20 protein-coding genes are annotated in these 25,993 nt (G+C 58.6%); 12 read left to right on the top strand and 8 right to left on the bottom strand.

What is annotated here, in order from left to right; all coding sequences use genetic code 11:
- Window positions 1-202: 202 nt before the first annotated feature.
- Complete coding sequence (locus VMJ32_07220; protein ID HTQ38801.1) at window positions 203-2,086, bottom strand: 2-oxoacid:acceptor oxidoreductase subunit alpha; 1,884 nt, start codon at window positions 2,084-2,086, stop codon at window positions 203-205.
- Window positions 2,087-2,643: 557 nt separating this feature from the next.
- A complete protein-coding gene (locus VMJ32_07215) occupies window positions 2,644-3,489 on the bottom strand; it encodes a hypothetical protein (protein HTQ38800.1) in 846 nt (281 codons plus the stop codon).
- A 158-nt stretch (window positions 3,490-3,647) separates the two neighbouring features.
- Between VMJ32_07215 and ribB the strand changes: the two genes are divergently transcribed.
- Complete coding sequence (gene ribB, locus VMJ32_07210; GenBank protein HTQ38799.1) at window positions 3,648-4,865, top strand: 3,4-dihydroxy-2-butanone-4-phosphate synthase; 1,218 nt, start codon at window positions 3,648-3,650, stop codon at window positions 4,863-4,865.
- Window positions 4,866-4,987: 122 nt separating this feature from the next.
- Complete coding sequence (locus VMJ32_07205) at window positions 4,988-6,043, top strand: 3-deoxy-7-phosphoheptulonate synthase (GenBank protein HTQ38798.1); 1,056 nt, start codon at window positions 4,988-4,990, stop codon at window positions 6,041-6,043.
- 117 nt (window positions 6,044-6,160) lie between these two features.
- Here the strand turns inward: VMJ32_07205 and VMJ32_07200 are convergent, their stop codons facing one another.
- From VMJ32_07200 to VMJ32_07190, 3 genes are all read right to left on the bottom strand, one after another.
- On the bottom strand, window positions 6,161-7,465 hold the full coding sequence (locus VMJ32_07200; GenBank protein ID HTQ38797.1) for a 3-dehydroquinate synthase: 1,305 nt from the start codon (window positions 7,463-7,465) through the stop codon (window positions 6,161-6,163).
- 190 nt (window positions 7,466-7,655) lie between these two features.
- Window positions 7,656-7,793, bottom strand: coding sequence for a hypothetical protein (locus VMJ32_07195; protein HTQ38796.1), 138 nt, complete (start codon window positions 7,791-7,793; stop codon window positions 7,656-7,658).
- Between the two features lie 255 nt (window positions 7,794-8,048).
- Window positions 8,049-9,038, bottom strand: coding sequence for a ThuA domain-containing protein (locus VMJ32_07190; protein HTQ38795.1), 990 nt, complete (start codon window positions 9,036-9,038; stop codon window positions 8,049-8,051).
- Window positions 9,039-9,276: 238 nt separating this feature from the next.
- Between VMJ32_07190 and VMJ32_07185 the strand changes: the two genes are divergently transcribed.
- The 4 genes from VMJ32_07185 (at window position 9,277) to VMJ32_07170 (ending at window position 16,896) form a co-directional block, all read left to right on the top strand.
- Window positions 9,277-12,051 (top strand): glucosidase, encoded by a 2,775-nt coding sequence (locus VMJ32_07185; protein HTQ38794.1) that lies wholly within the window; start codon window positions 9,277-9,279, stop codon window positions 12,049-12,051.
- Window positions 12,052-12,186: 135 nt separating this feature from the next.
- A complete protein-coding gene (locus VMJ32_07180) occupies window positions 12,187-14,139 on the top strand; it encodes an amylo-alpha-1,6-glucosidase (GenBank protein ID HTQ38793.1) in 1,953 nt (650 codons plus the stop codon).
- Window positions 14,140-14,300: 161 nt separating this feature from the next.
- Window positions 14,301-15,593 (top strand): glucuronate isomerase, encoded by a 1,293-nt coding sequence (locus tag VMJ32_07175; protein ID HTQ38792.1) that lies wholly within the window; start codon window positions 14,301-14,303, stop codon window positions 15,591-15,593.
- A 31-nt stretch (window positions 15,594-15,624) separates the two neighbouring features.
- Window positions 15,625-16,896, top strand: coding sequence for a hypothetical protein (locus VMJ32_07170; GenBank protein ID HTQ38791.1), 1,272 nt, complete (start codon window positions 15,625-15,627; stop codon window positions 16,894-16,896).
- A gap of 675 nt (window positions 16,897-17,571) precedes the next feature.
- Here VMJ32_07170 and VMJ32_07165 read toward each other — a convergent pair.
- From VMJ32_07165 to hisS, 3 genes are all read right to left on the bottom strand, one after another.
- Window positions 17,572-18,027 (bottom strand): GNAT family N-acetyltransferase, encoded by a 456-nt coding sequence (locus VMJ32_07165; protein ID HTQ38790.1) that lies wholly within the window; start codon window positions 18,025-18,027, stop codon window positions 17,572-17,574.
- Between the two features lie 59 nt (window positions 18,028-18,086).
- Window positions 18,087-18,353 carry a nickel-binding protein gene (locus VMJ32_07160; GenBank protein HTQ38789.1) on the bottom strand — a complete coding sequence of 89 codons (267 nt, stop codon included), beginning with the start codon at window positions 18,351-18,353 and terminating at the stop codon, window positions 18,087-18,089.
- 119 nt (window positions 18,354-18,472) lie between these two features.
- Window positions 18,473-19,813 (bottom strand): histidine--tRNA ligase, encoded by a 1,341-nt coding sequence (gene hisS, locus VMJ32_07155; GenBank protein HTQ38788.1) that lies wholly within the window; start codon window positions 19,811-19,813, stop codon window positions 18,473-18,475.
- Window positions 19,814-19,952: 139 nt separating this feature from the next.
- Here hisS and VMJ32_07150 point away from each other — a divergent pair, with 139 nt between their 5' ends.
- From VMJ32_07150 to VMJ32_07125, 6 genes are all read left to right on the top strand, one after another.
- Entirely contained in the window at window positions 19,953-20,741 is a 789-nt protein-coding gene (locus VMJ32_07150) for a hypothetical protein (protein ID HTQ38787.1), read from the top strand.
- A gap of 24 nt (window positions 20,742-20,765) precedes the next feature.
- A complete protein-coding gene (locus tag VMJ32_07145; GenBank protein HTQ38786.1) occupies window positions 20,766-21,620 on the top strand; it encodes a formyltransferase family protein in 855 nt (284 codons plus the stop codon).
- A gap of 364 nt (window positions 21,621-21,984) precedes the next feature.
- The gene (locus tag VMJ32_07140; protein ID HTQ38785.1) at window positions 21,985-22,926 is read left to right on the top strand and encodes an alpha/beta hydrolase; all 942 of its coding nucleotides are present in this window, start codon (window positions 21,985-21,987) and stop codon (window positions 22,924-22,926) included.
- Window positions 22,927-23,188: 262 nt separating this feature from the next.
- On the top strand, window positions 23,189-23,566 hold the full coding sequence (locus VMJ32_07135; protein HTQ38784.1) for a GntR family transcriptional regulator: 378 nt from the start codon (window positions 23,189-23,191) through the stop codon (window positions 23,564-23,566).
- Between the two features lie 43 nt (window positions 23,567-23,609).
- Entirely contained in the window at window positions 23,610-24,578 is a 969-nt protein-coding gene (locus VMJ32_07130) for an ABC transporter ATP-binding protein (protein HTQ38783.1), read from the top strand.
- A gap of 31 nt (window positions 24,579-24,609) precedes the next feature.
- On the top strand, window positions 24,610-25,993 hold a 1,384-nt coding region (locus tag VMJ32_07125), incomplete at its 3' end, for an ABC transporter permease (GenBank protein ID HTQ38782.1).

Here is a 25,993-nt window from a genome sequence, read left to right as displayed (position 1 = left end):
AGCCGGGACACCAGCGAACGTCCTGGTCACTGGTAAAATCCTGCGGCGTTAGCACGGGCAATGAAGCGGTAGACATGGCAGTGGTCAGTGGTTGGTAGTCAGTTAGTCAATCGCCAATTTATTTGTGAAATTCATCAATCCGCTTGCGGTTTAGCACGCGAGCCGATCGGGTCGCACGCCTCACCCGCAATTCAAAACCTTCTCATTTAATCATCGTTTCAATCTTGTGCGTCAATTCCGAAACCGTAAACGGTTTGCCTTGCACTTTGTTGTAACCCACCGCGTCGACCAAAAACTGGCCGCGGATAAGCAGCCGCAGTTGGCCCAAATTCAACTCCGGAATCAGCACTTTTTCGTATCGCTTGAGCACGTCTCCCAGGTTTCCGGGGAACGGATTCAAATGCCGCAGGTGAGCATGGGCGACGGAACCGCCTTTGGCCTGCACGTTTCGCACCGCCGTGGCACAGGAGCCGTATGTGCCACCCCAACTCAACACCAACAATTTGCCCGTTTGCGGACCTTGCACTTCCAGCGGCGGAATGTCGCGCACAATGCCGGCCACTTTTGCCGCCCGAATGTTCACCATGTGCTGATGATTTTCCGGCTCGTAATTCACGTTGCCCGTAATGTCTTGCTTTTCCAGCCCGCCCACGCGGTGCATTAGCCCCGGCGTGCCTGGCAGCGCCCACGGTCGCGCCAGCCGCTCGTTGCGGGCATACGGCATAAACGGTTGACCGCTTACCGAAGGGCCCGGATGCGGCACTTCAATCGGCGTCAGCTTGGTCGTGTCTGGTATCCGCCACGGTTCCGAGCCGTTCGCCAGGTAACCGTCGCTCAGCACAAACACCGGCGTCATGTAGCGCACCGCAATTTGCCACGCTTCCTGGGCAATCTCGAAGCAATCGCCCGGGCTTTTCGCCGCCAACACCGGCACGGGGCACTCGCCGTTGCGACCGCAAATGGCTTGCAACAAATCGGCTTGTTCGGTTTTCGTAGGCAGCCCGGTGCTAGGCCCGCCGCGCTGCACGTTAATAATCAGCACCGGCAACTCGGTCATCACGGCCAGGCCGATGGCTTCCTGCTTCAGCGCGATGCCCGGTCCGCTGGAAGTGGTAACCGCCATCGCCCCGCCGAAAGCCGCGCCAATCGCCGAGGTCATCGCCGCAATTTCGTCTTCCGCCTGAAACGTCCGCACCCCGAAGTTTTTGTAGCGCGTCAGCTCGTGCAGAATGTCGCTGGCCGGCGTAATCGGGTAGGAACCCAAAAATAATTCGCAGCCGCTGCGCTGGGCCGCCGTCATCAATCCCCAGGCCAGCGCTTGGTTCCCCGTAATGCTCCGATATTTCCCCGCCGCCAACTTCGCCTTGGGAACCGAATAATGCCCGGTGAACGCTTCGGTCGTTTCGCCGTAATTGTAGCCGGCCATCAAAGCCCGGCGGTTGGCTTCGGCGATGTCGGGCATTTTTCCGAATTTATCGTCGATGTACCGCAGCGTGGGATCCAACGGCCGGTCGTACAGCCAAAACGCCATCCCCATCGCGAAAAAGTTTTTGCAGCGGTCGGCTTCTTTCTGGCTGAGGCCCAACTCTTCGACCGCTGCCTTGGTGAGCTTGGTCATTTCGACCGGAAACAACCGGTAACTTTGCAGACTGCCATCGGTCAAAGGATCGCGCTCGTAACCGGCCTGCTGCAATCCCTTGGTTTCGAACGAATCTTTATTGACGATCAAAATTCCGCCCCGCACCAGGTCGCACAAATTGGTCGTCAGCGCCGCCGGATTCATCGCCACTAAAGCATCCACCTGATCGCCGGGCGTGAATATCTCGTGATTGGCAAAATGAATCTGGAAGCCGCTCACCCCGGCTTTGGTGCCCCGTGGAGCCCGAATTTCCGCCGGAAAGTCGGGAAACGTGGCCACGTCGTTCCCCAGCAGGGCCGAAGTGTTCGTCAACTGCAATCCGGCCAACTGCATGCCGTCGCCCGAGTCGCCGCAAAACCGGACCGTCGCCGCTTCCAGCGTTTCGGCCGGCTTGCGCGATTTGGGAGGTAACGTCAGCGGAATCGGCGGATCAACGGTGGTGGACATAGAATCTGCTTCCAATCATGAGTATCTGGCTAGGTGTGGCAACTTGACTGGGCCTCCGTCGGCAATAGGGAAAAGGAATACCCTACTCTGGCGACATACCGGCTGCGGCACCGCCACGTGGGGCGCTTTTTCCAGGCGAGAAACGGCAGAGCCTTGACGACTCGCCGTACACCGCGAACCTGTCGTATCTACCATGACCCTCGATTTGCGGTTGGCGGTGGGATGACCGACCGAAGCGATGGGATAATTCTGGCGGGCTTGGGCATTATCCGCTCAATCGCTCTGGCCAACCGACTGCGTGTTCCCCGGGCATGCTCTAACGCTGCACCAAATCTACCATGCCGCTGGGTAAGTTGAAAATGCCTATCCGGTTTTGTAACTTTTTTCACGCTACAAACGACACTCCATTGTACGCTTTTCTTACGCTGCAGGCACGAAATTTGCCAGTTTCTAAAGCGCAAATTTCTCAAGCGATCGCGCGGCGAAAATCGCCCCAAAGCGTTATTTTACAGCCAATTAACGAGCTTAATCCCTTGCGCTTTATGGCAAATTAACGCCTAGTTTTCTTCCTTTTCTTCCGCGGTTGGCGGTTGATAAAACCGCGTGAGATCGATTCCCCCCCGTTGTTCCTCCTCGGCCAATTTCAGACGCAGTTCCAACCGGTCCAGCCGGCGAATCAAAGCCGGCAAAATTTCCGGCGTCAGGTCTACCGGTGTCTGCCGGGGAACCGCCGGGTAACCCAACTGTCGATGCAGGGCCGCAAACAAGAGCAGCGGATCTTTCTTCCGATTCGCCAGGGCAATCCGTCCTTCTTTCTGACCGAACAACATCGGCTTGTCGCCGATTGCCTCTTCGTGCCCATGCCGGCGGCAATCGATCGGATATTGCTCGCTGCGGACGTAAATCAGGTCGGCAATGTCGATCAGCCCCACCTGCCGCCGGACGGTCAAAATCCACTCCCGCCACGCTTCGTCAAAAATCGGGTCGCCGGCGATGGCTTCCAGCCCGCGATCGTACCCCAGTCGGTTGCGGCACAGGCATTCGAACTGATACAGAAAAATCCCCTGCGGCGTGGCCCCATCGACGAAGTATTGGGCTTCGTGCTGCAAAATTTTTAGCGCCACGCCAATGTCGAACTTGCCCCGATCTTTTTCCGCCTCCGCCACCACGAAGGTTTGAAACGGCCGGAAATAGTGCGATAGCTTTTCCATCGCCGGCGAAAACTTGCCTTGCAATTTCAACTCGGCCGCCAAAAAGTCCATCGCCATCGGCAGCCGGGTGGTTGTCAGAATTTCCTCCTTGATCCACACCAGCAAATCCTGCGTGGCCATGCTCTCCCGCAAGCGCTCCCCCAGCGCCTTAAACAGGTACACCTGCTCGACATATTCCTCACGGTCTAGCATTGGCAGGGTTCCGGGTTCGGGTTTCAGTAGCTTGCAAAACCTTTTTTAACTCAAAATTCAACCATCCGCTTGCGGTTTAGCACGCACCATTAGCCAGCATCCCAGCGCATCGTCTATAATACTATGGCTTACAAGACATCGACCATATTGCATTGAGCATGAACCCCCATTTCTCCACCATCGACGACGCCATCGCCGCCATCCGCCGCGGGCAAGTCATTATCGTGGTCGACGCCGAAGACCGTGAAAACGAAGGCGACTTTGTCTGCGCCGCGGAAAGAATCTCGCCCGAGATCGTCAACTTCATGATTCGCGAAGGCCGCGGCCAATTGTGCATGCCCATTTTGCCCGACGTGGCCCAACGGCTGGAACTGCCGCAAATGGTCGAATCGAATTCCGCCCCGCTGGGCACAGCTTTCACCGTGCCGGTCGATCATCGCAGTTCCCGCACCGGCATCACGGCCCAGGAACGGGCCACGACCATTCAAGCGATCCTCGATCCCGCCAGCAAACCCAGCGACTTCGTTCGCCCCGGCCACTTGTTCCCGCTCATCGCCAAAGAGGGCGGCGTGCTCCGCCGCGCCGGCCATACCGAAGCCGCTGTCGATTTGGCCCGTTTGGCCGATCTCGAACCCGCCGGCGTGCTGTGCGAAATTTTGGGCGCCCGCGGCGATCGCGCCAACCGCGACGAGTTGTTCCAACTGGCGGCCCAGCACGATTTGCAAATCATCACCATCGAAGAGCTGATCCGTTACCGCCGCCAGCGCGAAAAACTAGTGTACCGCATTGCCGAGGCCGAGCTGCCCACCCGCCACGGCCAATTCAAGCTGATCGCTTATGGTGTGAAGTACGAATCGCAACAGCCAATGGTGCTAGTAATGGGCGATCTCACCAAAACCGTGGCCCCGCTGGTTCGCCTGCATTCCTCCTGCTTCACCGGCGACGTGCTCGATTCGCTCCGCTGCGATTGTGGCGATCAACTGCACATGGCCCTGGCGCGCATCGGCCAGGAAGGCTGCGGCGTGCTGGTTTATTTGCCGCAAGAAGGCCGCGGCATCGGTCTCGTCGAAAAAATCAAAGCCTATCAACTCCAAGATCAAGGGCTCGACACCGTCGAAGCCAACCTCGCGCTGGGCTACAAAGCCGATGTCCGAGATTACGGCGTCGGCATCCAACTACTCAAAGACCTAGGCCTGTCGAAAGTACGGCTGCTCACCAACAACCCCAAAAAGACCAACGCCTTCATCTACGGCGGCTTCGACCTGCAAGTGGTCGACCAAGTCCCCATTCTCCCCACCATCCACGAGCACAACGCCCGCTACATCGCCACCAAGCGCGACAAACTGGGCCACCATCTCCCCGGCGATGCGTCGTAAACTTCTCTGCCAAGGCAGCCCTCGGCTTGCTACAATCGATCTGCCATGTGGCCGTTGACTTATTATCTGCGATTGCCACTCCGTTTCTGACCACAGACAACCGACCATTGCCGCCTCCGCCCATGCGTCCCATCGAAAACATCAACGTCGGCCGAATTGAGCCGCTCATCTCGCCGCAAGAATTGAAAACCGAGCATCCGCTTAGCGAAGCAGCCGCCGAAACCGTCGTCGATTCCCGCGAAACGGTGAAAAAAATCCTCGCCGGCGACGATGCACGCCTCATGGTTATCGTCGGCCCGTGTTCCATTCACGACGAACAGTCCGGGCTCGATTACGCCCAGCGGCTGTCTGAACTTTCCCGCCGCGTGAATGACCGGTTATTTCTTTTGATGCGCGTCTATTTCGAAAAGCCGCGTACCACGGTTGGGTGGAAAGGCCTCATCAACGATCCGCACCTGAACGACACGTTCGATATCAGCGGCGGTCTGCGGATTGCCCGGCGGATTTTGCTGCGCGTGGCCGAGATGGGCCTACCTGCCGCCACCGAAATGCTGGAGCCGATCACGCCGCAATACATTGCCGATCTCATCACGCTGGCCTCCATCGGCGCCCGCACCACCGAAAGCCCCACCCATCGGCAAATGGCCAGCGGCTTGTCGATGCCCGTCGGTTACAAAAACGGCACCGATGGCAGCCTGCAAGTGGCGCTCGACGCCATGATGGCCGCCCGCACGCCCCACGCTTTCCTGGGCATCGACGGCCAGGGCCGCACCTGCGTGGTCCATTCGCAGGGCAATCCCTGGGAATGTCTCATCCTCCGCGGCGGCCGCTCCGGCCCGAATTACTCACCCGACAGCATCAAAGCAGCCGCCGACGAACTCACGCGCCACAACCTGCCCTCGCGGCTGATCGTCGATTGCAGCCATGCCAACAGCAACAAAGATTTCCGCCGCCAATGCGTGGTCTGGAACAGTGTGGTCGAGCAATTCCTCTCGGGCAACTCGTCGATCGCCGGCGTCATGCTGGAAAGCAATCTGACCGAAGGGAGCCAAACAATGCCGGCGGACTTGCGGCAACTGCATTACGGCGTCTCAATCACCGACCCCTGCATCGGCTGGGAAGAAACCGAGAATTTAATCCTCGCCGCCCACGCCAAGCTGTCCGCGACACCGGTTTGATAACCGCAGAGACGCAGAGACGCAGAGGGAAGGTTTTATAAGGAAGGCAGGAATTTGATGATCCAAGACAATCCTTTCTTGGCTTCCTGAATTCCTTATAAACTGTCTTCTGCCTGCTCAGCGTCTCTGCGTCTCCGCGGTTCTAAATTCTGCTACCGTTTCAATCGCCCGCAGCATCAGCAGCGGGTTCACTTCATGCACGTCCACCGTCCGGCCAATGTCGGCCAGCATCGTCAACGTCAATCGGCCTCCCAAATGCTGGCGGAATTCTTCTAAGCCGGTCATCAGCGTCGCGCCATCGCGCAAATGTGGCGAGTTGAGCGTGAATCCTAAATCGGTCAAGCACTGTAAAATCTGCCGCGCTTTTTCCGGTGCCAAGCCTACCGCCAGCGAAGAATACACCGTGTCGATGGCCACGCCAATCGCCACCGCCTCGCCATGCCGCAACTCAAAGTTCGAAAGCACTTCCAACTTGTGGGCACTCCAGTGACCAAAATCCAGCGGCCGCGCTTCCAGCGCCTCGAACGGATCGCCCCCCTGCGTAATGTGCTGCAAGTGCAACTGGGCCGAGCGCCGTAGCACCGGCAAAAACACTTTCGGCTCGCGCCGCCGGAATCCCGCCGCCTGCCGGCACAACTCTTCAAAAAACGCCGCGTCTTTCAGTAGCGAAACTTTCACCGCTTCGACAAACCCGCACAGAAAATCGCGCTCCGGCAGTGTTGCCAGCAGCGTGGCGTCGTTCACCACGCCCCACGGAACCGCAAACGTGCCGATCCAATTTTTCTTTTGAAATGCATTCACCGCGTTCTTCACGCCGATGCCGCTGTCAGCCTGGGCTAGCGTCGTGGTGGGCAAGCGCACCAGCCGCAATCCGCGATGGGCGATCGATGCGGCAAATCCCACCGCATCGAGCACTGCCCCACCCCCAATCACCGCCACGTAACTGCGGCGGTCCAAATCATGGGCGTGAAACACCTTCAGCATCCGCTCCAAAATGTGGATGTCGTTCTTCACCTCCTCGCCGCCAGGCACGATTTGCGCATTGCCGGCCAATTCCATCCGCGTGCGAAATTTCCGCGCCAACGCATGAATCCGCTGCGTCAAATCGGGCTGGGCTTCGGCCACATGTGCATCGAGCCAAAACTGCACCCGCAGTGGATTCTTCTCCCTCTCACCCTGCGGGAGAGGGCCGGGGCTCCGCAGGAGACGCGCCGTGGCGAGGTCAGGGGCGCCTTCCGCTTCCAACAAATCAATCAACACCTCGGCATCGGCGCCAAACACGTCCTGCGTAAACCGCACCCGGTGCGTCAGCGGCAAGGAGAATGAAATATCGAGCGACGCCGCTGCGATACTGTCCGATGGCGAGAAATCAACTGCGTCCCGTGAACCGGGAATGTGATAATGATAATATTGATCGGCCATCGGCAAGCTCGATGAGCAGTGATCCGCTGTCGCCAAACCACTATTATAACCTTGCACCGCGCACAACCGCCATGCCAATTCTCCCGGCAACTTAGCGCCCCATGCGCAAACATTCACGTCGCCCGACTTAGCAAGTCAGGACCTGCCTCACAACTCTTTTGCGACGCCTTGCTCGACGGTCGCTCCAAACCTAGCGCTCGGAGCGTTTCTGAACCCGCGCCTTGCGCTTGGTCAGCCGGTTAATGCGCCGTTCAATCAGATTGACGCGACCCTTTTGAATCCGTTTGACCAATTTCTTTAATGGCCGGCGGCGTGTTTCTTCGGGCATGACGGAACTCCTTTGTAGATGTCAAGAAAAGACGACTCACTCATTCCGTTACATCAACTCCCATGCCAAATAGAACACACTTTACTCAAAAAACCAACATCAAAACGGGTAGTGGGTCAGTTTGATCGATTACGGATGTAGCGACCCCGGCGCGCCGGGACCTCTACATTTCAATCTGACCCATGACCTCAAAATGGGACCTTCAGCCAATCCGCCAAGCCCGCCCGCAGACTTCCGCTATTTGTGCGCGCGCCATTATTTGTCTTCGTCGCGCCACTGGTCAAGCATTTTTTGAAAATGCTCTTTGTCGAACTTCGAATCCACGGGCTTAGGATCCAAATTGGCCATTAACTCGTCCACGGTCGGCGTTTTCGAAGCCACCCCTCCGGCAGGCACATCCACCTTGGCGCTCCAGCAGATCATGTTCAGCGCCAGCTTGCGGAAATTATCGTTCCCCCAATTCCAATGGTAATGCCCTCCGGTGAATCCAAATCCTCGGCCACCGTCCGGCCGCTCCACCACCCACGCCATCGTTTGCGGCACGCCTTGGGCCACTTCGGCCCGAACCGGAGGATTTCCTTCATGTGGTCCATCCGGGCGCGACATCGTGCTGGCCGGTGGCACGGCCGTAAGAATCGGCGTCACGCGGCTGCTGTTGTCCGGAAACCGCATGTGAAAATACCATTCGTCGGTAATCGCAAATGGCTTTACGCCCCGCGTCACTGGATGCTCGGGAAACTGTTTGAAATCCGCCATCCAAACGGGATTCACCGACCAGTTTGTTTCAAAAAAACCGCCCATCCAATCCAAAAAATAATTTCCCGCCTGGCCGGCTGGAACTTCCACCCCGTAGTGAAAGGCGCCAATGCCAACCCCTTTTTTCGCCAGGGCGTCAAGTTCGTCCAAATGATGCATCACCATGTGTTTGTCGCCGCCGTCGCAATACATCACGACCGCGTCCACCCCGTCGAACACGGCCGGATCGCTCGGCCAGCCGTTTTTCACAACACTGGCTTCCACCGGCAGCTCGCTGTCGTTCAAACATTGGGCCAAAAGCGTACAGCCGGCATTGAATTCGTGCTGGGCGTATGGATGACTTGGCTTGCCGGCAATGAACAGAATTTTTTTCTTGGCCGGCGCATTATTTCCGATGGCGCTTACCGGCTGCTCAGCCTGCCCGCCTTGCATGCACAAAAATAAAGCCGGCACGGCAATCAACAGGGCCCATTTCCCATGGGTAGCCATATGCAAATTCCCCAGAAACTGTAAAACGCAAGTTCATTCGTCACCATACAATAGCCATTGGCTCGGATCAATCGTGACGGTAATGCCGGAGGTACCGACTGGCAAATCGGGCGGCCACTGCCCCTCAATTCAGACCGTTTTCGCCGGTTCTACCGATGGGGTAGAATTTTGGAGCCGCCGGCTCCAGCCCCGCCGTCACCGCGCCGCCGCCTCCTGAACCCCGCGCCCTGCCCACTTCATGAATCACAATCACAACTCGAAAACTCGCACCGCCGAACAACTCCGCCTCGACGAAGCCAACCGTGGCCAACAACCCTGGCGGCAATGGGGCGCCTACGTCAGCGAGCGGCAATGGGGTTGCGTCCGCGAAGATTACAGCCCCGGCGGCACCGCCTGGGATTACTTCCCGCACGATCACGCCCGCAGCCGTGCTTACCGCTGGGGCGAAGATGGCCTGGCCGGCTTCTGTGACGATCATGGCCAACTAATTCTTTCGCTGGCTCTCTGGAACGAGCAAGACCCCATCCTCAAGGAGCGCCTCTTCGGCCTCACCAACAGCGAAGGCAACCACGGCGAGGATGTGAAGGAGTGCTACTGGTATCTCGACGCTGTGCCGACCCACTCCTACTTGAAAATGCTCTACAAGTATCCGCAGCGGGCCTATCCCTACGACCAACTCGTTGCGGAAAACCGTCGCCGCACCAAGCGCGACCACGAATTCGAGCTCATCGACACCGGCGTGTTCGACGACAATCGCTACTTCGACATTTTCCTGGAATACGCCAAGGTCGATCCGCACGACGTGCTGATGCAAATCACCGTCATCAACCGCGGGCCGGACCAGGCCCGGCTGCACGTAATTCCGCAGCTCTGGTTTCGCAACATTTGGTCCTGGCGGCCGGAGTTCAACAAGCCGAGCTTGGAATGCGTGGAACCGGGCACCATCGCCGCCCAACACGATACCTTGGGCCGCTACCATTGGTACATCGACGGCGAGCCGGAACTGTTGTTCTGCGACAACGACACCAACGTCCACCGCTTGTTCGGTATGATGGATGCCCCCGGTTACTTCAAGGACGCCTTTCACGAATATGTCGTTCATGGCAACCACGCGGCAGTGAATCCGGCGCTCACCGGCACCAAAGCCGGCGCGCATTTCGTCCTCACCATTCCCGCCGGCGGATCGCAAACCATCCGTACCAGGCTGGTCGAACGTCCGCTCAGTCCCGCCTTTGCCGATTTCGACGCCGCGCTGGTCCGCCGCCGCGCCGACGCTGACGAATTCTACGCCCGCCTGCAACACAATCTGGAAAATGCCGACGCCCGTGCCGTCCAGCGCCAGGCATTGGCCGGCCTGATCTGGACCCAACAGTTTTATCATTACGATGTCGCCCGCTGGCTGCATGGCGATGAACTCCAGCCCCCGCCGCCGACCGAACGCCGTCACGGCCGCAACTCCAATTGGATGAACTTAAAATGCCGCGAGGTCATGTCCGTTCCCGACAAATGGGAGTTTAACTGGTTTGCCGCCTGGGATTTGGCCTTCCATTGCGTCGGCCTGGCGCTCGTCGATTCCGAATTCGCCAAGGAACAGCTCGTCCTCTTGGGCCGCGAATGGTTTATGCATCCCAACGGCCAACTCCCCGCCTACGAATGGGCTTTCGGCGATGTGAATCCCCCGGTCCACGCCTGGGCCGCCTGGCGCGTCTATCAAATCGACCGCCGCCGCCACGGCCACAAAGGCGATTTGAAATTTCTGGAACGCGTCTTCCACAAGCTGCTCATCAATTTCACCTGGTGGGTCAACCGTAAAGACGCCCAAAACCGCAACGTGTTCGACGGCGGCTTTCTCGGGCTCGATAACATTGCCGTCTTCGATCGCAGCGCCCCGCTCCCCACCGGCGTGCGCATTGCTGAGGCCGACAGCACCGGCTGGATGGCCATGTACTGCCTCAACCTCATGCGCATCGCCCTGGAGCTGGCCCTGCACGATTCGGCTTACGAAAGCATCGCCAGCAAATTCTTCGAGCACTTTTTGTCCATCGTCGAAGCCATGAACCACGTCGGCTGCCGCGCCGCTGAAGAAGGGGGCATCAGCATGTGGGACGACGAAGACGAATGGTATTGCTCCATCGCCCAAATCGGCTCAGGCGCGCCCATCCGCATGAAATCGTTCTCCATGATCGGCCTCATCCCGCTGTTCGCCGTCGAGACGCTGGAACCGGAGGAAATGGCGCGGCTGCCGGAATTCATGTCGCGGCTGCTCTGGCTTCGCGATCATCGCAAAGATCTGGCCAGCCTGGTGGCCGAATGGAAGTTGCCCGGCGTCGGCGAACGCCGCCTGCTGGCCATGATGCGCGGCCACCGCATGAAGCGCGTCCTCGCCCGCATGCTGCACGAAACAGAATTCCTCTCCGACTACGGAGTCCGCTCCCTCTCCAAGTGGCATCAAGATCATCCCATTGTCGTGCAATTCGCCAGCCAAGAATACCGCCTCGATTACGAGCCTGGCGAGTCCGAAGGCGGCCTCTTTGGCGGCAACTCCAACTGGCGCGGCCCCATTTGGTTCCCGGTGAATTATCTAATCATCGAATCGCTCCAAAAATTCCACCATTACTACGGCGACGATTTCAAAATCGAATGCCCGACCGGCTCCGGAAAATATCTCACGCTGCTGGAAGTCGCCGACGAACTCAGCCGCCGCTTGACAAAAATTTTCCTGCGCGACGAACATGGCCGCCGCCCCGTCTTCGGCCAATACGAAAAGATTCAGACCGACCCCCACTTCAACGCCAACCCGTGGTTCCACGAATACTTCCACGGCGACAACGGCCGCGGCCTGGGCGCCAATCATCAAACCGGCTGGACCGCCCTCGTGGCCAAGCTGCTGCAACCCAAGCACACACCGCGCCAAGGCCCGGCTGAGAATCGTGGAGAGAACGGAAACAATCAGCTGGCCGCCCAAACACAGACCGGCAATCCTCAACAGCAAATCATGAAAGCAGGAACGTAGAACAGTTAAATTACCTGCCACTTGCATTCACATTCCATTCCTGCATTTCCTGGCTTCCTAATAAATTCTGCTGCCGGTTTTCTCCGCATCTCTGCGTCTCCGCGGTGAATGAATCGCTCACCAAAAGCTTCGCCCATGCCCCTGCCGCTGGATAATCACGCCGAGTGGCTAGAACCCGACGGCCTGGGCGGATTCGCCAGCGGCACGACCAGCGGTGAGCGCACTCGGCGGTATCATGCCCTGCTGCTGACCGCAACGAATCCGCCGACCGGCCGCATGGTGCTCGTCAACGGTTTCGACGGTTGGATTGAAACCCCTACCGGCCGTTTCCCCATCTCCACGCAGCGCTATCCGCCCAATGTCGTTTATCCTAGCGACGCTTCGCTCCTCTCTCGCTTTCAACTCGATCCCTGGCCGCGCTGGACCTTCTGTTTCCCCGACGGCACCTCGCTCACGCAAGAACTGTTCGTGCCCAACGGCATGTCCGCCTGCTGCTTGCGCTGGACGTTCAACGGTCATGCCCACGCCACCCTGACCGTGCGTCCGTTGATGTCTGGCCGCGATTACCATGCCACGCATCACGAAAACCCTGCCTTTCGTTTCAATCCCCGTTCCCACGATAAATGGCTCGTCTGGCGTCCGTACGATGGCGTCCCCGAAACCTGGGTCCTCACCAACGGCTGGTACACGCACCAACCGCAGTGGTACCGCAACTTCCTCTACCTCGAAGAACAAGATCGCGGCCTCGACGATCTCGAAGACCTCGCCTCCCCCGGCACATTGCAGTTCGATCTCTCACAACCCGCCGTCCTTATCCTCGCCGCGCAAGGAAGTGACTCGCCCATTACTGGCGCCGCAAATGGCAAATCCGCCTCGAGAGCGTGGACTGAAATGGCACGCACCGAACAACAGCGCCGCGCAACATTCCCCACTCCGCACCATCGCTCCGCCGATGCCTTCCTCGTCCGCCGCGGAACAGGCCGCACCATCATCGCCGGCTATCCCTGGTTTACCGATTGGGGCCGCGACACGTTCATCTCGCTCCGCGGTTTGTGCCTGGCACTGGGCCGTCTCAACGTGGCCCTGCAAATCCTCCTCGCCTGGTCCGCAACCGTCAGCGAAGGCATGCTCCCCAACCGCTTTCCCGATTCCGGCGCCGCCCCCGAATTTAACTCGGTCGACGCTTCGCTCTGGTTCATCGTCGCCGTGCACGAACTACTGAACGCCGCCGCCCAGCAAACCCCATCCACAACCGCACCCCTCATCACCGCCGAGCAGCGCGCCCAACTCGAACAGGCCGTGCTCGCTATCGTCGCCGGTTACTCCTCCGGCACGCGATACAACATTCATCAAGATACCGACGGCCTGCTCGCCGCCGGCCAGCCGGGCATGCAACTCACGTGGATGGATGCCAAAGTTGGCGATCGGGTCATCACGCCGCGCATCGGCAAGCCGGTCGAAGTGCAAGCTCTGTGGCTCAACGCGCTGTGGATTGCCGGTCGCCTTGATCGCCGCTGGACCGCCGTGTTCGAGACCGCCCAGGCCAACTTCGAACGCCGCTTTTGGAATCCTGCCGCCAACTGTCTGTACGACGTCGTCGATGTCGATCACGCCGCCGGTTCACTCGACGCCTCGCTCCGCCCGAACCAAATTTTCGCCGTCGGCGGATTGCCCCTCTCGCTACTGCACGGCGAGCGCGCCCGGCACGTGGTCGATGCGGTCGAATCGCATTTGCTCACCCCGCTCGGTTTGCGATCGCTGGCTCCTAACTCACCCGGTTATTCACCGCAATGTATCGGCCCGCCCGAACAGCGCGACGCCGCCTACCATCAAGGCACGGTCTGGCCCTGGCTGATGGGCCCGTTTGTCGAAGCCTGGATCCGCGTCCGCGGCGGCACTCCGGAGTCCAAGCAGCAGGCCCGCCAACAATTTCTTCCCCCGCTTGTCGCCCATCTGCAATCCTACGGCCTCAACCACCTGTCCGAAATCGCCGACGCCGATCCGCCCCACACCCCGCGCGGTTGCCCCTTTCAAGCCTGGTCGCTCGGCGAATTCCTCCGCTTGCAATACGACGTGCTGCAAGATTGAACCGCGACTCGCACCTGACTACGGTCTGCGATACAATCGTCGTAGCCAAATCATTGCAGGGCCGCATCGCAGATGTTCACTGCAACCCGGCTTGCCCTGCACAACCACACCGTCCTCTCCCTCGCCCCTTGTGGGAGAGGGCTGGGGTGAGGGGTTAAAAAATGTCGCAAGAACTCCGCAATCGCCTGTTCGCCGAGCTCGACCGTATCGTCCTCATCGATCCGCACACGCACATCAACGCCCACCAGCCGGCCAGCGTCAACCTGGCCGACATTCTCGGCTACCACTATTACACCGAGCTGGCCCACTCCGCCGGCCTCGCGCGGGAGCAAATCGAAGAGCCCGGCCTGGGGGCGAAAGAAAAAGTCGGCCGCCTGGTCGCCGCCATGGCTCCGCTGGAAAACACCATCCAGTACAGTTGGTTCATCGAAACCGCCCAGGAGCTGCTTGGCTTCAAAGACGACCGCCTCACGCCGAAAAATTGGGAAGCCCTGTTCGATTCCGCCGCCAAACAAATGAGCCAGCCCGATTACGCCGCCCGCGTGATGAAGCAATCGAAGCTGGAATCGGTCTTCCTCACCAACGATTTTGACGATGCCCTCACCGGCTTCGACACCCGCACGTTCATCCCCTGCCTGCGGACCGACGATCTGGTGTTTCACTTCGCCAAACCCACCGTACAGGAGCGATTGCAACGCGCCACCGGCATAGCCGTGAAAAACGCCGCCACCATGCGGCAGGCCATCGGCAAATTGTTCGATCACTTCACCAAACACGGCTGTCGGGCCTGCGCCATTTCGCTGCCCCCCGATTTTGTGCCGCTCAAAGTAACCGCCACAGACGAAGCCGCCGAACATGCCGTGCAGGCCGCGCTCCAGCCCGCGGCCACCACCAGCGTGATGCACTCGCGCCACTTGTCGATGTTCGTTTTCTGGACGCTGGCCGAATTCTGCGCCGAATACCGCCTCCCATTCGACCTGATGATCGGCGTCAATCGGGCCGTCTACCGCGGCGGCGTTTACCAGGGTCAAGATCTCTATGACTCCCGGGTATCCCTCATCCAATATCGGGAATTATTCAACGCCTTCCCGCAAGTGGTGTTCCCTATTTCCGTGCTGGCCAGCGTCACCAACCAGGAGCTCACCAGCTACGCCTGGATTTTCCCCAACGTCGTCACCAACGGGCATTGGTGGTACAGCAACACGCCCACCTACATCGAGCACGACGCCTCCGCCCGCCTGGAAGCCGTGCCGCGCACCAAGCAAATCGGCTACTACTCCGACATGTACAAACTCGAATTCGCCCTACCCAAGTTCCGCATGTACAAGCGCATCCTCGCCAAAATCCTCGCCGAAAAATTCTGCCAAGATCGCGGCTGGAGTGAAGAACGCGCCATCGCCCTGGGCCACGATGTGCTGCGTGGAAATGTGGAGAAGATTTTCTTTGGAAAGTAGTAATTCAGACTCCATTCCTAGGAGATTTTTGATGGATGACAACGCTCAGCAAACAGAAGAGGTAAATATAGATGCACTTCTAAACTACGACCGTTTTTGGAATTTTGGCCCAACAGAAATTGATCCAACGCAATGTGCGTTTAAGCGATACAAATGGTATATGTATGCACATTTGCCTTACCCATTTCCTAGCAAATCCCCAATCGAGCGGGTCACGACAATTGGTCAACGAAGCTACAAACTCACAATAGACAACAATGTTGAATTGTCTTTTATCCTCGGCCCAAAATATGCCACTCCACCATTTCCGATTGCTAAGCTAAAATCGCGGGATCCTGTTGGATCCGGTAAAATAAGTATTTCAGAAAGCGACACTAAATCGTTGATTGTATTTGAGGAATTGGCCGAGCACATTACTGCAAAAGACGCATTGAAAGACGATGGGGTAAAAGTTAACGATTGCTTCGATATTCTTTCTGAATTCTTATCTCTTTGCCAACGACAGGTACCGTATTTGGCATCGTGGTTGATCTATCCAGTTTCGTTAGCCGAATGTGCGCTTTTTTATCAGGCAGTTTCAGGTTACGACGAAGACAAAAAAGGGTGGAGCCCATGTGCATCAATAATTTGCATTGGACAAATGCATGATATCTCAGCGCCTGCCTTTGAGCTCGGCGAACTGGACAGCCCTGAGCACTCCTCAATCGTTGTACCTAATGAACTTTTAGCCGAAGGGCAGATGGCTTTGGTTCGAGGCGTGCCCCGGCAAGCCGTTTGGAACTCTTACTGTGCTATCGAATTGCTCGCCAATTTAGTTTTTAAGGCGAAACAAACAGACTTTTTGGTGTCCCTGGGAAACGACCGAGACCAAGCTGAAATCCAGGCTGAGGAATTAAGAAAAACGCACAGGACAGATATCAAATTCTTATTGCATTGGGGACTCAAAGCAGCCTGCGGCCGAAGTTTATCGGATGAGCAGCAAAATGATTACGAAGAAGTATGCGAACTGCGCAAATTGCGCCATTTAGCCGCGCACGCAGGAAAACCTGTATCAGGTGGAAAAGGCCGTAAGGCATATTTATTGAGCTGCCGTGTTGTCCGCTGGCTTGCTGAAGTTGGCAATTTACCGGTTAAGCCGCTTAATCCCAGCGTAGATAAGCTTCAATTGAACAGTCCGGCGGGTACGATGTTGTTCGACAAAGTAGGTGTACACTTCTTAGCCACCATACCCAAGGATGCTATGGCGTATGCTGCACAAGAAGTCGCAAAACTCTATAAAGTTTCTTATGTATCGCCGCGCTGATTTTTAACTCAATTCATTTTCTGCTGATGCCCCACTGGGCAACCGATGTCAGCCCAGGCCGACGGCCTGGTTTCACGGCAACCGCAAACACCACAAAGCCCCAACGGGGCGACGTTTTGCCTGTGAAATAACACCGCCCTTTCAGGGCTGCAAAAATTATTGGGGCCTTCGATTCCGGGGGCTAACGCCCCCGGCTACAAACCGCCGTCGCTCCGCGACTATGGATATCGGGTCACATCTGCCTTGCACTTTCCGTCTGAAATCGCTCGGGTGCCACTGCTGGCTTGTCCAGCAGTGCGGCGTTCGCCAACAGCTTGCACTTTGCGTCTGAATTTCTCGCGCAGAGGCGCAGAGATCGCCAAGTTTGTGCCCCAAGGGGGCAACCTATGACAGCCCAGGCCAACGGCCTGGGTTCATGGCAACCGCAAACACCACAAAGCCCCAACGGGGCGACGCTATATCTCCAACCATGATGCCACGCGCCAGCAAGTCCGCCCCGTTGGGGCTCACCCGTCTATTCCGCTCGCCAACCCAGGGCTGCACCCTGGGCTAACTTAGGTCGGCCCGTTGGGCCGCAAATTCCCGCTTCCTCACGGTCGCGGCTCTATGAATTCACGCTGCTCTGTGCCCTCCGTGCCACCGTGGTAAAATCCCTGCCGAAAACCGGCGCACCGCTCACAACTCCATGGTCATGAACCGGCTGTTGGGGTCTTCCTTGTAATTCCCAAACGGCCCGCAGGGCCGGAAGCCGAATTTGGCATACAGCGCATGAGCCGGCTGAAAGTAATCCATCGCGCCGGTTTCCAGGCTCAGACGCCGATAGCCGCGCCGCCGGGCTTCGGCGATGATGTGCGCGAGAATTTGCGAAGCCACGCCCCGCCGCAAAAATGCCCTCGCGGTCCGCATCGATTTAATTTCACCATGCCCGGCATCCAGCGCTTTCAGCGCGCCGCAGCCGGCCAACCGCTGGCCATCCCACACGCTCCAAAACGTGACGTCGGGCTGCTTCAGCCCATCCAAATTCAGCGCATGCCGGCTTTCCGGCGGCGAAACCGAGGCAAATTCCCGCAAATGCTCGGCCAGCAGCTCAGCAATTTCCGGCCCGCGCAAATCTTCGATTCTAATCTGCATCGTTTTGCCGCCGCTCAGCTGCTGCTCAGTGTCTCCGTGCCTCCGTGGTGAATTCCCGCTCACGCATCCTTCACCGCGCCCCGTTCCCCTTCCAATTCGACGGGCGTAATGCCGTCGCACGGCACTTTCATCTTCTCGAACCAGGCCGCCAGCGATTTTTTATCCGGGGCTTCCATCACGCAGAAAATCTTCCCCTCGCTCAAATTGCAAAAGCTGCGATACGGCTTAATCACCGGGTCGTTTCTGGCGGCCTCGGCCAGTCCGTTAACTTGCTCGCGCTTCATCGCGCCGGGCGGCAATGTATGACTGCTCATAAACTTGGGCATGGCAAAATCTCCTGATTCGACAAAACGCGGGAAGTGTCCACACCGCTCATCCTAATACCTATTTGGCTGGCCTTCAAACGGTTTGTCATTTCCTCCCCGCCGCTCCGCGTCTCGGCAGTTCAATAGCGGCTGCCCGTTGCCAATAGCCGTTTAATCGCTTCGATCAGCTCCATGGCATCGGCCGAAAGCGGTGCCGTTTGGCTGGTAGTTGTTGCCAAATTCTTGACCTGGATATTCCCCGCCGCAAACTCGTTTTCACCCGCCACCAGCGCCACGCGGAACCCGCGCCGGTCCGCGTATTTGAGCTGCTGGCCCAACTTTTTCGCTTCTGGAAAAACTTCCACCCCAAATCCGGCGGCGCGCAGCTGCGCCGCCAGCCGCAAATAATCGTGCAGCCGCTGCTCGTCAAAATACGGAATGAAAATCTCCGCCGGTGTCGAGACTTTCGGCAGCATCCCTAATTCTACCATGCCGGCCAACAGCCGATCCAATCCCAGCGAGGCCCCAATGCCCGGCAACTGCTGATTCGTGTACAGCGCCGCCAAATTGTCGTACCGTCCCCCTGAGCAAATGCTCCCCAAGTCGGGCAGCGCGTCCAAAAACGTTTCGTAAATCGTGCCGGTGTAGTAATCCAGTCCCCGGGCAATCACCGCGTCGATCACCAGCCGCGCCTCCGGCACTCCGGCCGCTTTCACCGCCGCAGCAATTTCCCCCAATCGGTTCACGCCCGCTTCCCCCAATTCATTGCCCGACACCAACGCTTTCAACTTCCTCAACACCTCTTCGCTGCTCCCCCGAATCTGCGCCAATCCCAACAGTTGATCGGCCTGTTCCTGCGTCGCTCCCGCCGTGGACGCCATTTCCTGGGCCACCTTTTCTGGGCCGGCTTTATGAACCTTATCCAAGGCAATGAGCACCGCCTTCGATTTCTCCGCCAATCCTAGCTTTGCGAGCAATCCGTTCAGCACCATCCGGTTGTTCACGTGAATGGTGAATTCTTCGAAGCCGATCGCCCGCAGCAAATCGTAAATCACCAGCGCCGTTTCAATGTCGGCCACCGGCGACAGCGTGCCGATGGTGTCAAAATCGCACTGCATGAACTCGCGATACCGCCCCCGCTGCGTGTTCTCGCCGCGCCACACCGAGGCAATGTGATACCGCTTGAACGGCGTCCCCAGTTCGGCGAAATGTTGCGCAGCAAATCGGGCCAGCGGCACCGTCAGGTCAAACCGCATCCCTACCTCCCGCCCCCCGTGGTCGGTGAAGCGGTACATCTGCTTGTCGCTTTCCTCGCCCCCTTTGCCCGCCAAAATTTCCAGGTATTCCAAGGCCGGCGTGTCGATCGGGCTGAATCCGTACGAGCGATACACCCGCTGCGCCGTGGCAATCAGCCGTTCGCGCGGAATCATTTGCTCCGGCAAGTAATCGCGAAAACCTTTAAGCGTGCGTGGTGTAATCATGGGCGTAAGATTAGCAAAGCTGTCGCTCGTTTACCAGTTTGATCCGTCGGCCCGTTCGCCAAGCCTCCGCGGCCATTTATGCGGCCGCGACAAATCGATAAGCTAATCTCAGGTGCGGATCAACAATTTGGAGCTGTTTATGAAACCAGTCTGGGTCGTCAGGCACGTTCCGCACGAAGGGCTCGGCATCATTGCCGATTCGCTGCGCCGCTGCGAAGTGCCCTTTGTCACCATCGACGCTTTCGCCGGCACGCTGCCCTCTTTTAAGCCGCGTGAACTATCCGGCCTCATTGTCATGGGCGGCCCAATGAACGCCGACCAGACCGATCGCTTCCCGTTCCTTGGCGAAGAAGTGCGTTGGCTGCGCGAAGCTGTGGATGCCGATTTGCCTGTGCTCGGCGTCTGCCTCGGTTCGCAGTTGTTGGCCAAATCGCTGGGTGCCCAGGTCCGTGCCAACGGCATCAAAGAAATCGGCTGGTACGAGATCGAATTGCTCCCTTCGGCCGCTACCGATCCGCTGTTTCACGATCTTATTCCCCCTCGCCCTTTGGGAGTGGGCCGGGGTGAGGGTGCAGATATCGCAACCCCCGAACCCCGAACCCTAAACCCTCAGCTCACCGTCTTTCAATGGCATGGCGATACCTTCAATCTCCCCGCCTGCGCCGCACAATTGGCTCGCAGCCCGCAGTGTGAGAACCAGGCTTTTCGCTTCGGCCGCGCCGCTTATGGGCTACAATTTCACATGGAAGTGACCGACGCGATCATCAACGATTGGCTGTGCGAAACCGGCAACTGCGGTGAGCTGGCCGAGTTAAATTACATCGACCCCGCCGCGATCCGCCGCCAAACTCCCGAGAAACTTCCGCCAATGCAAGCCCTGGGCCGCACCGTTTTCGACCGCTTCGCCAACCTTTGCCGCTCCCGCTAATTGCTAACTGCTAATCGCTTCCCCATGCAAGTCACCATCACCGCCGTCGGTCCCGATCATCGCGGCCTGGCCGACCCCATCATTCATCACGTGACGGGGCAAGGGGCCAACATCGCCGAAATCCAGATGTACGATCACGACGAGGCCGCCCTGTTCGCTATGCTTTGCCGCATCGAATTGGCGTCGGAGCATTTCGCCGGCTTGCGTCCCGCCATGGAAAACATCAGCCGCACCAGCGGTCTTTCCATCCGCGTCTGGTCGCCGGAAGTGCGTCCCAACAAGCCGCGCTTGGCCCTCTGCACCACCTATCGGCCAGAGCCCGCGCTGGCTTTGTTGCGCGCCATCCGCGATGGCCGAGTCCCGGCCGAAGCCGCCGTCATGATCGGCAATCGCCCCACCTGCCGCAGCGTGGCCGAGCAGTTCGGCATCGATTGGCACAGCATTGGCGACAAAGACGGAAATCCCGACGACGACCGCCTCATCGCCCTGTGCGACCAGTACGAGGTCGATTACGTCATCCTCGCCCGTTACATGCGCATTCTCTCGCCGGCCGCTTGTTGGAAATACGCTGGCGGCCGCATCGTCAACCTGCATCACGGTCTGTTGCCCAGCTTTCCCGGTATGCAGCCTTACCGCGACGCCTACTCCTTCCGCATGCTCACCTACGGCGCCACCTGCCATTTCATTGTGCCGGAGTTGGATGCCGGCAATCAAATTATTTATCAATCCACATTCACCGTGCCGCCGGGCATGAAGCTGGACGAAATCACTCGCCGCGGCCAGGAAGATAACGAGCCCCACTGCCTGGTGGAAGGCGTCCGCCGCGTTGTCACCCGCGAAGTCCGCCTCCACTTCCATCGCGTCGTCGCCAGGAAGTAATTTCTTGGGAAGATGGAAGCAAAAACTCATCCGCTGGGGGGGAAGAGGCGCATAAAAACATCGGCTCCGCTGATCACTAACCCCGTTGCCCCTCGATCAATCCTGTGATTTTGCCAAAACTTTTCCCCAACCAAAAATTTGCATCTGACGCGGCTCATCGTTAAAGTAGACTTCGTCGAGCCAAAAGGGGAATGCCGGGACCGAGGTAATTCCAGTATTCCTGCAGGCCGTGTTTTTTCTCACTTGCAGCCGGTCGGCTGGACTCGGCATTGATACCCGCTGTGCGCGGCCCCACCTTGGGCTGGCGCGGGGCACCGGAATCGCCCGACAGAGGCCAGCGGGTTTTATCGCAAATCACTCTCCCATGATTCCACTTTGCATATGTTTCTCGCCGCGCAAAGCAACAAGCGCCATATTCACTTTCACCTGCCTGTTGCTAGCCAGTGTGGCATTTGCGGCCGAACCGGCCGCCGGCGTCAAATCGGAGTTGAACATTCCCTATGTCGAAAACGGCCACCAGCGGCAAGTGTTGGATTTGTATGTTCCCGATGAATCCGCCCAAAAACCCTGGCCGCTGGTCATTTGGATTCACGGCGGAGCGTGGCTGGCGGGCAGCCGCGCTCACCCACCCGTCATGTATTTGACGCATAACGGCTTCGCGCTGGCCAGTATCGACTATCGCTTTTCGCAAGATGCCGTCTGGCCCGCGCAAATCTTCGATTGCAAGGCCGCCGTTCGTTTCTTGCGCGCCAACGCCGCCAAATACCATCTCGACCCCGATCATTTCGGCGTCGGCGGAGATTCCGCCGGCGGGCATCTCGCTGCCATGCTCGGCGCCAGCGGCGATGTGCAGGAGCTGGAGGGCGATCTCGGCAACTCGGGCGTTTCCAGCCGCGTCCAGGCCGTGCTCGACTGGTTTGGACCAACCGACATCAGTCAGATCGTGCACCAGTCGAGCCCCAAAGCGCTGCTCAAGCACGACGGCCCGAACTCTCCCGAAGCGCGTTTGCTGGGCGGTCCAATTGAGGATAAAGCCGAACTGGCCCGAACCGCCAATCCGATCACCTACATCAGCCCCAGCGACCCGCCGTTTTTAATCATGCACGGTGATGCCGACCGCATCGTTCCGCACGCGCAAAGCGTCATTCTGGCCAAGGCGCTCATCGACGCCGGCGTCCAGGAAACCTTCAAAACCCTCCCCGGCGCCGATCACGAAGCCCCGCAGTTCCACAGCCCGGAAAATCAGCGGCTCATCGTCGATTTCTTTTCTCAGCAGCTCAAGCCGACCCCAGAACCGTCTCAATAAACCGCCGCCACCTCGCGCAATCGCCATTCTGATCCTTTCCCACTGCCTTTTCCTTCTGCTTTCTGCCTTCTGCTTTTCCTCCTTCTGCTTTCTGCTTTCCCCCCGCGGTCCTTGCCCATTCCGAAAAAATTCACTTGACACCGCCATGCCCCATCGCAATACTGTACTATCACGGTAGTACACAAGGCCGGGTGTTTTGTAAACATTGGCCCTACTTCCGGCTAATCGCTAGCTGCTAATTGCTAATCGCTGCCAACTCCCCATGTTCTTCCACATCGACCCGCATAACGGCCTGGCCATTTACGATCAAATCGTCCGACAATTGAAATTCGCCGTGGCTAGCGGTGCGCTCAAATCGGGCGAGTTGATCCCGTCGGTGCGAGAATTGGCCCGTGAGCTGGCAATCAATCCCAACACCATCGCCCGGGCGTATCGCCAGTTGCAGGAAGATGATGTGCTGCAATCGGTCCGCGGCACCGGGCTGGAAGTGGCCACCGGCGCCGGCGAGCGCTGCCGCAACGAACGATTGAAACTCATCCGCACCCGCCTCCGCCAAGTGCTGGCCGAAGCGAAGCAAAGTAAACTGAATTCCAAAGACCTCCGCGAACTCGTCGAGAAGGAACTTTCCAACTTCGATTGATTGCCCTTAGCCCCGGGCTCTGCCCGGGGGTGGAGCGCCACACATGCCCCCCGTCATCACCCTCGCCGGCATCACCAAACGCTACGGCACCCAAACCGCGCTCGATCGGGTCTCGCTCGATGTGCAGCCCGGCACGGTCTGCGCGCTGCTCGGCGAAAACGGCGCCGGAAAAACCACGGCCATCCGCATTCTGCTGGGGCTTACCGCGCCCGACGAAGGCGCCGCCACCGTGCTCGGCCACGACAGCACCAAGCAAGGGCAGGCCGTGCGCAGCCTGGTCGGTTACGTGCCGGAACGCCCCACGCTGTACGAATGGATGAAGGTCAGCGAAATCGGCTGGTTCACGTCCGGCTTTTATCCCAGCGGTTTTTATCAGCGCTATCTCAAACTCGCCGCCGGCTACAAGCTCCCGCTCAATCGCAAAATCAAGCATCTCTCCAAAGGCATGCGGGCGAAAGTTTCGCTCTCACTCGCGCTGGCCCATGAGCCGGAACTGCTGATTCTCGATGAACCGACTTCCGGCCTCGACACGCTGGTCCGCCGCGAATTTCTGGAAGGGATGGTCGATATCGCCGCCGCCGGCCGTACCGTGCTCCTGTCGAGCCATCAAATTGGCGAAGTGGAGCGCGTGGCCGATGTCGTCGCCATCATCCGCTCCGGCAAGCTGCTGCTGGTCGAGCAGCTGGACGCGCTGAAAGACCAAATCCGCGAGCTCAGCCTGACGCTGGCCGACAGTGTAAACAAGCTTCCCCAGCTCGGCGGCCAAATTCTCAGCCAGCGTTTGCACCGGCATCAGTGGCAAGTTTTGGTGCGCGGCCTGGGCGAAGCCGAACTCACGGCCCTGGGCGAGCAACCCGGCGTGGAAGAACTCCGCATCCGCACCCCCAGCCTGGAAGAAATGTTCGTCGCTTATTTGCAGACAGGCCAGACGCAGTCAGAACCCGTTCCCGCAGAACCGCTCATTTCCGTAACCGAATTAGCCCCGGGCTCTGCCCGGGGGTCGCGTCCTTAACCAATCCTCCGCCACACACCCACGCCCTCCCATGAACGCCACCCCCTATCTGCACTTGTGCTGGAAAGAATATCGCAGCATCCGGCTTTTCTGGCTGACCGTGGTTGCACTGGTGGTGTTCCTCCAGTGGATTACAGCGACCCTCTCGCCAAACTGGCTCGGCGGATCGGAATTCAATTTGGCCCTGTGCTTTCCTGCCTTGTTTGCCGCCGGATGCGCGGGAGTTGCCTTTGCCGGCGAGCAGGAAGAAGGCACGTTCGATTTTCTCCGGGCCTGCCCCGTCCGCGCGGTGCAGGTGCTTGTCAGCAAATTAACGGTTCCCTTGCTGGCCACTCTGGCCATGTACGCCGTGCTGTGGCTGTCGGCTTTGATTGTTCACGGCGGGACAAACGATGCCGCTTACATCCACGGCAGCATGGCGTTATGGTGCGTGGCCGCCGTGGAAGTGCTGGCCTGGGGCACGTTGTTTTCGCTGCTGACAGCGCGGCCTTTGCTGGCCGTCATTTTGGCCATCACGGCGGCTTCGACCGAAACGCATCTGCTGGCTTGGTATTTCAGAGAATCTCCCAGTGGTGTTGAATTTGCAGCCTACGTGCGCGCCGCCCCGTGGCGAACCCTCTTGGCTGTTGCGATCCTGGCCGTCGATGTCGTCCTCGGCCTCCGCTGGCTCCACGGCGATTTAACGCTGCGCAAATCATCCAAGCGCAACGCTCTCCCTCTCCCCTTGGGAGAGGACGTTTCTCCCTCTCCCTCGACGGGAGAGGGCCGGGGTGAGGGTGCCTTTCCCTCTCTCACTGGTAGAGGGCAGGGTGAGGGTGCCGTTCTCCCTCTCCTCCGGGGAGAGGGCCGGGGTGAGGGGCGCACTGCCTCCGATATTCCCACCGCCGAAAACTCCAACGCCACCCTGCTCCCCTCCCTCCTCGCCAAGCGCGACCGCCCAGCCATGCTCGGTCGCCTCCTGTGGCAACATTGGCGGCAATCATGGAGTCTGATGCTGATCGTGGGTGGCTTGTTCATCTTGATGTCGCTTATGAGCTTAGGACGGTTCGGCGAAGCGTTTTGGAGATTGCTCGTGAATGACAGGTTTCTGGGACCCGAGAGCGATCTCTGCGTGCCGATGGCCCTCTTCGCCGCGCTGATGGGCTGCTGCGTGTTCCTCTCCGATCAATCGCGGCGGCAGTTCCGCTTTTTTGTCGAACATAATGTGCCGCCGCGGTATGTCTGGTTCACCCGACAACTGCCGTGGCTGATCGTGCTGGGCGCGCCGATGCTGCTGATTTCTGTCGCCTGGCTCCGCGCCGGCAGCAACATTTGGCAGTTATGGGACATGATGGACAGAGCGATGCAAGGAAACTATGTTCCCTTCGATCGCTATCGCTACAACGGGCTTTACATGCCGCCGCTGTTCACAGGCC

It is taken from the genome of Pirellulales bacterium, assembly GCA_035499655.1.
GTDB lineage: Bacteria > Planctomycetota > Planctomycetia > Pirellulales > JADZDJ01 > DATJYL01.
Note: the sequence above shows the minus strand (reverse complement) of the source record. Positions and strands in the feature narration are given on the sequence as shown.

What these genes read in the sequence shown, in the direction of transcription:
- VMJ32_07175 (HTQ38792.1), top strand. Translation starts at nt 14,301, where the DNA reads ATGTCGCAAGAACTCCGCAATCGCCTGTTCGCCGAGCTCGACCGTATC.
- VMJ32_07170 (HTQ38791.1), top strand. Translation starts at nt 15,625, where the DNA reads ATGGATGACAACGCTCAGCAAACAGAAGAGGTAAATATAGATGCACTT.
- ribB (HTQ38799.1), top strand. Translation starts at nt 3,648, where the DNA reads ATGAACCCCCATTTCTCCACCATCGACGACGCCATCGCCGCCATCCGC.
- VMJ32_07140 (HTQ38785.1), top strand. Translation starts at nt 21,985, where the DNA reads ATGATTCCACTTTGCATATGTTTCTCGCCGCGCAAAGCAACAAGCGCC.
- VMJ32_07220 (HTQ38801.1), bottom strand. Translation starts at nt 2,086, where the DNA reads ATGTCCACCACCGTTGATCCGCCGATTCCGCTGACGTTACCTCCCAAA.
- VMJ32_07135 (HTQ38784.1), top strand. Translation starts at nt 23,189, where the DNA reads ATGTTCTTCCACATCGACCCGCATAACGGCCTGGCCATTTACGATCAA.
- VMJ32_07145 (HTQ38786.1), top strand. Translation starts at nt 20,766, where the DNA reads ATGCAAGTCACCATCACCGCCGTCGGTCCCGATCATCGCGGCCTGGCC.
- VMJ32_07195 (HTQ38796.1), bottom strand. Translation starts at nt 7,793, where the DNA reads ATGCCCGAAGAAACACGCCGCCGGCCATTAAAGAAATTGGTCAAACGG.
- VMJ32_07190 (HTQ38795.1), bottom strand. Translation starts at nt 9,038, where the DNA reads ATGGCTACCCATGGGAAATGGGCCCTGTTGATTGCCGTGCCGGCTTTA.
- VMJ32_07150 (HTQ38787.1), top strand. Translation starts at nt 19,953, where the DNA reads ATGAAACCAGTCTGGGTCGTCAGGCACGTTCCGCACGAAGGGCTCGGC.
- hisS (HTQ38788.1), bottom strand. Translation starts at nt 19,813, where the DNA reads ATGATTACACCACGCACGCTTAAAGGTTTTCGCGATTACTTGCCGGAG.
- VMJ32_07185 (HTQ38794.1), top strand. Translation starts at nt 9,277, where the DNA reads ATGAATCACAATCACAACTCGAAAACTCGCACCGCCGAACAACTCCGC.
- VMJ32_07215 (HTQ38800.1), bottom strand. Translation starts at nt 3,489, where the DNA reads ATGCTAGACCGTGAGGAATATGTCGAGCAGGTGTACCTGTTTAAGGCG.
- VMJ32_07160 (HTQ38789.1), bottom strand. Translation starts at nt 18,353, where the DNA reads ATGCCCAAGTTTATGAGCAGTCATACATTGCCGCCCGGCGCGATGAAG.
- VMJ32_07130 (HTQ38783.1), top strand. Translation starts at nt 23,610, where the DNA reads ATGCCCCCCGTCATCACCCTCGCCGGCATCACCAAACGCTACGGCACC.
- VMJ32_07165 (HTQ38790.1), bottom strand. Translation starts at nt 18,027, where the DNA reads ATGCAGATTAGAATCGAAGATTTGCGCGGGCCGGAAATTGCTGAGCTG.
- VMJ32_07180 (HTQ38793.1), top strand. Translation starts at nt 12,187, where the DNA reads ATGCCCCTGCCGCTGGATAATCACGCCGAGTGGCTAGAACCCGACGGC.
- VMJ32_07200 (HTQ38797.1), bottom strand. Translation starts at nt 7,465, where the DNA reads ATGGCCGATCAATATTATCATTATCACATTCCCGGTTCACGGGACGCA.
- VMJ32_07205 (HTQ38798.1), top strand. Translation starts at nt 4,988, where the DNA reads ATGCGTCCCATCGAAAACATCAACGTCGGCCGAATTGAGCCGCTCATC.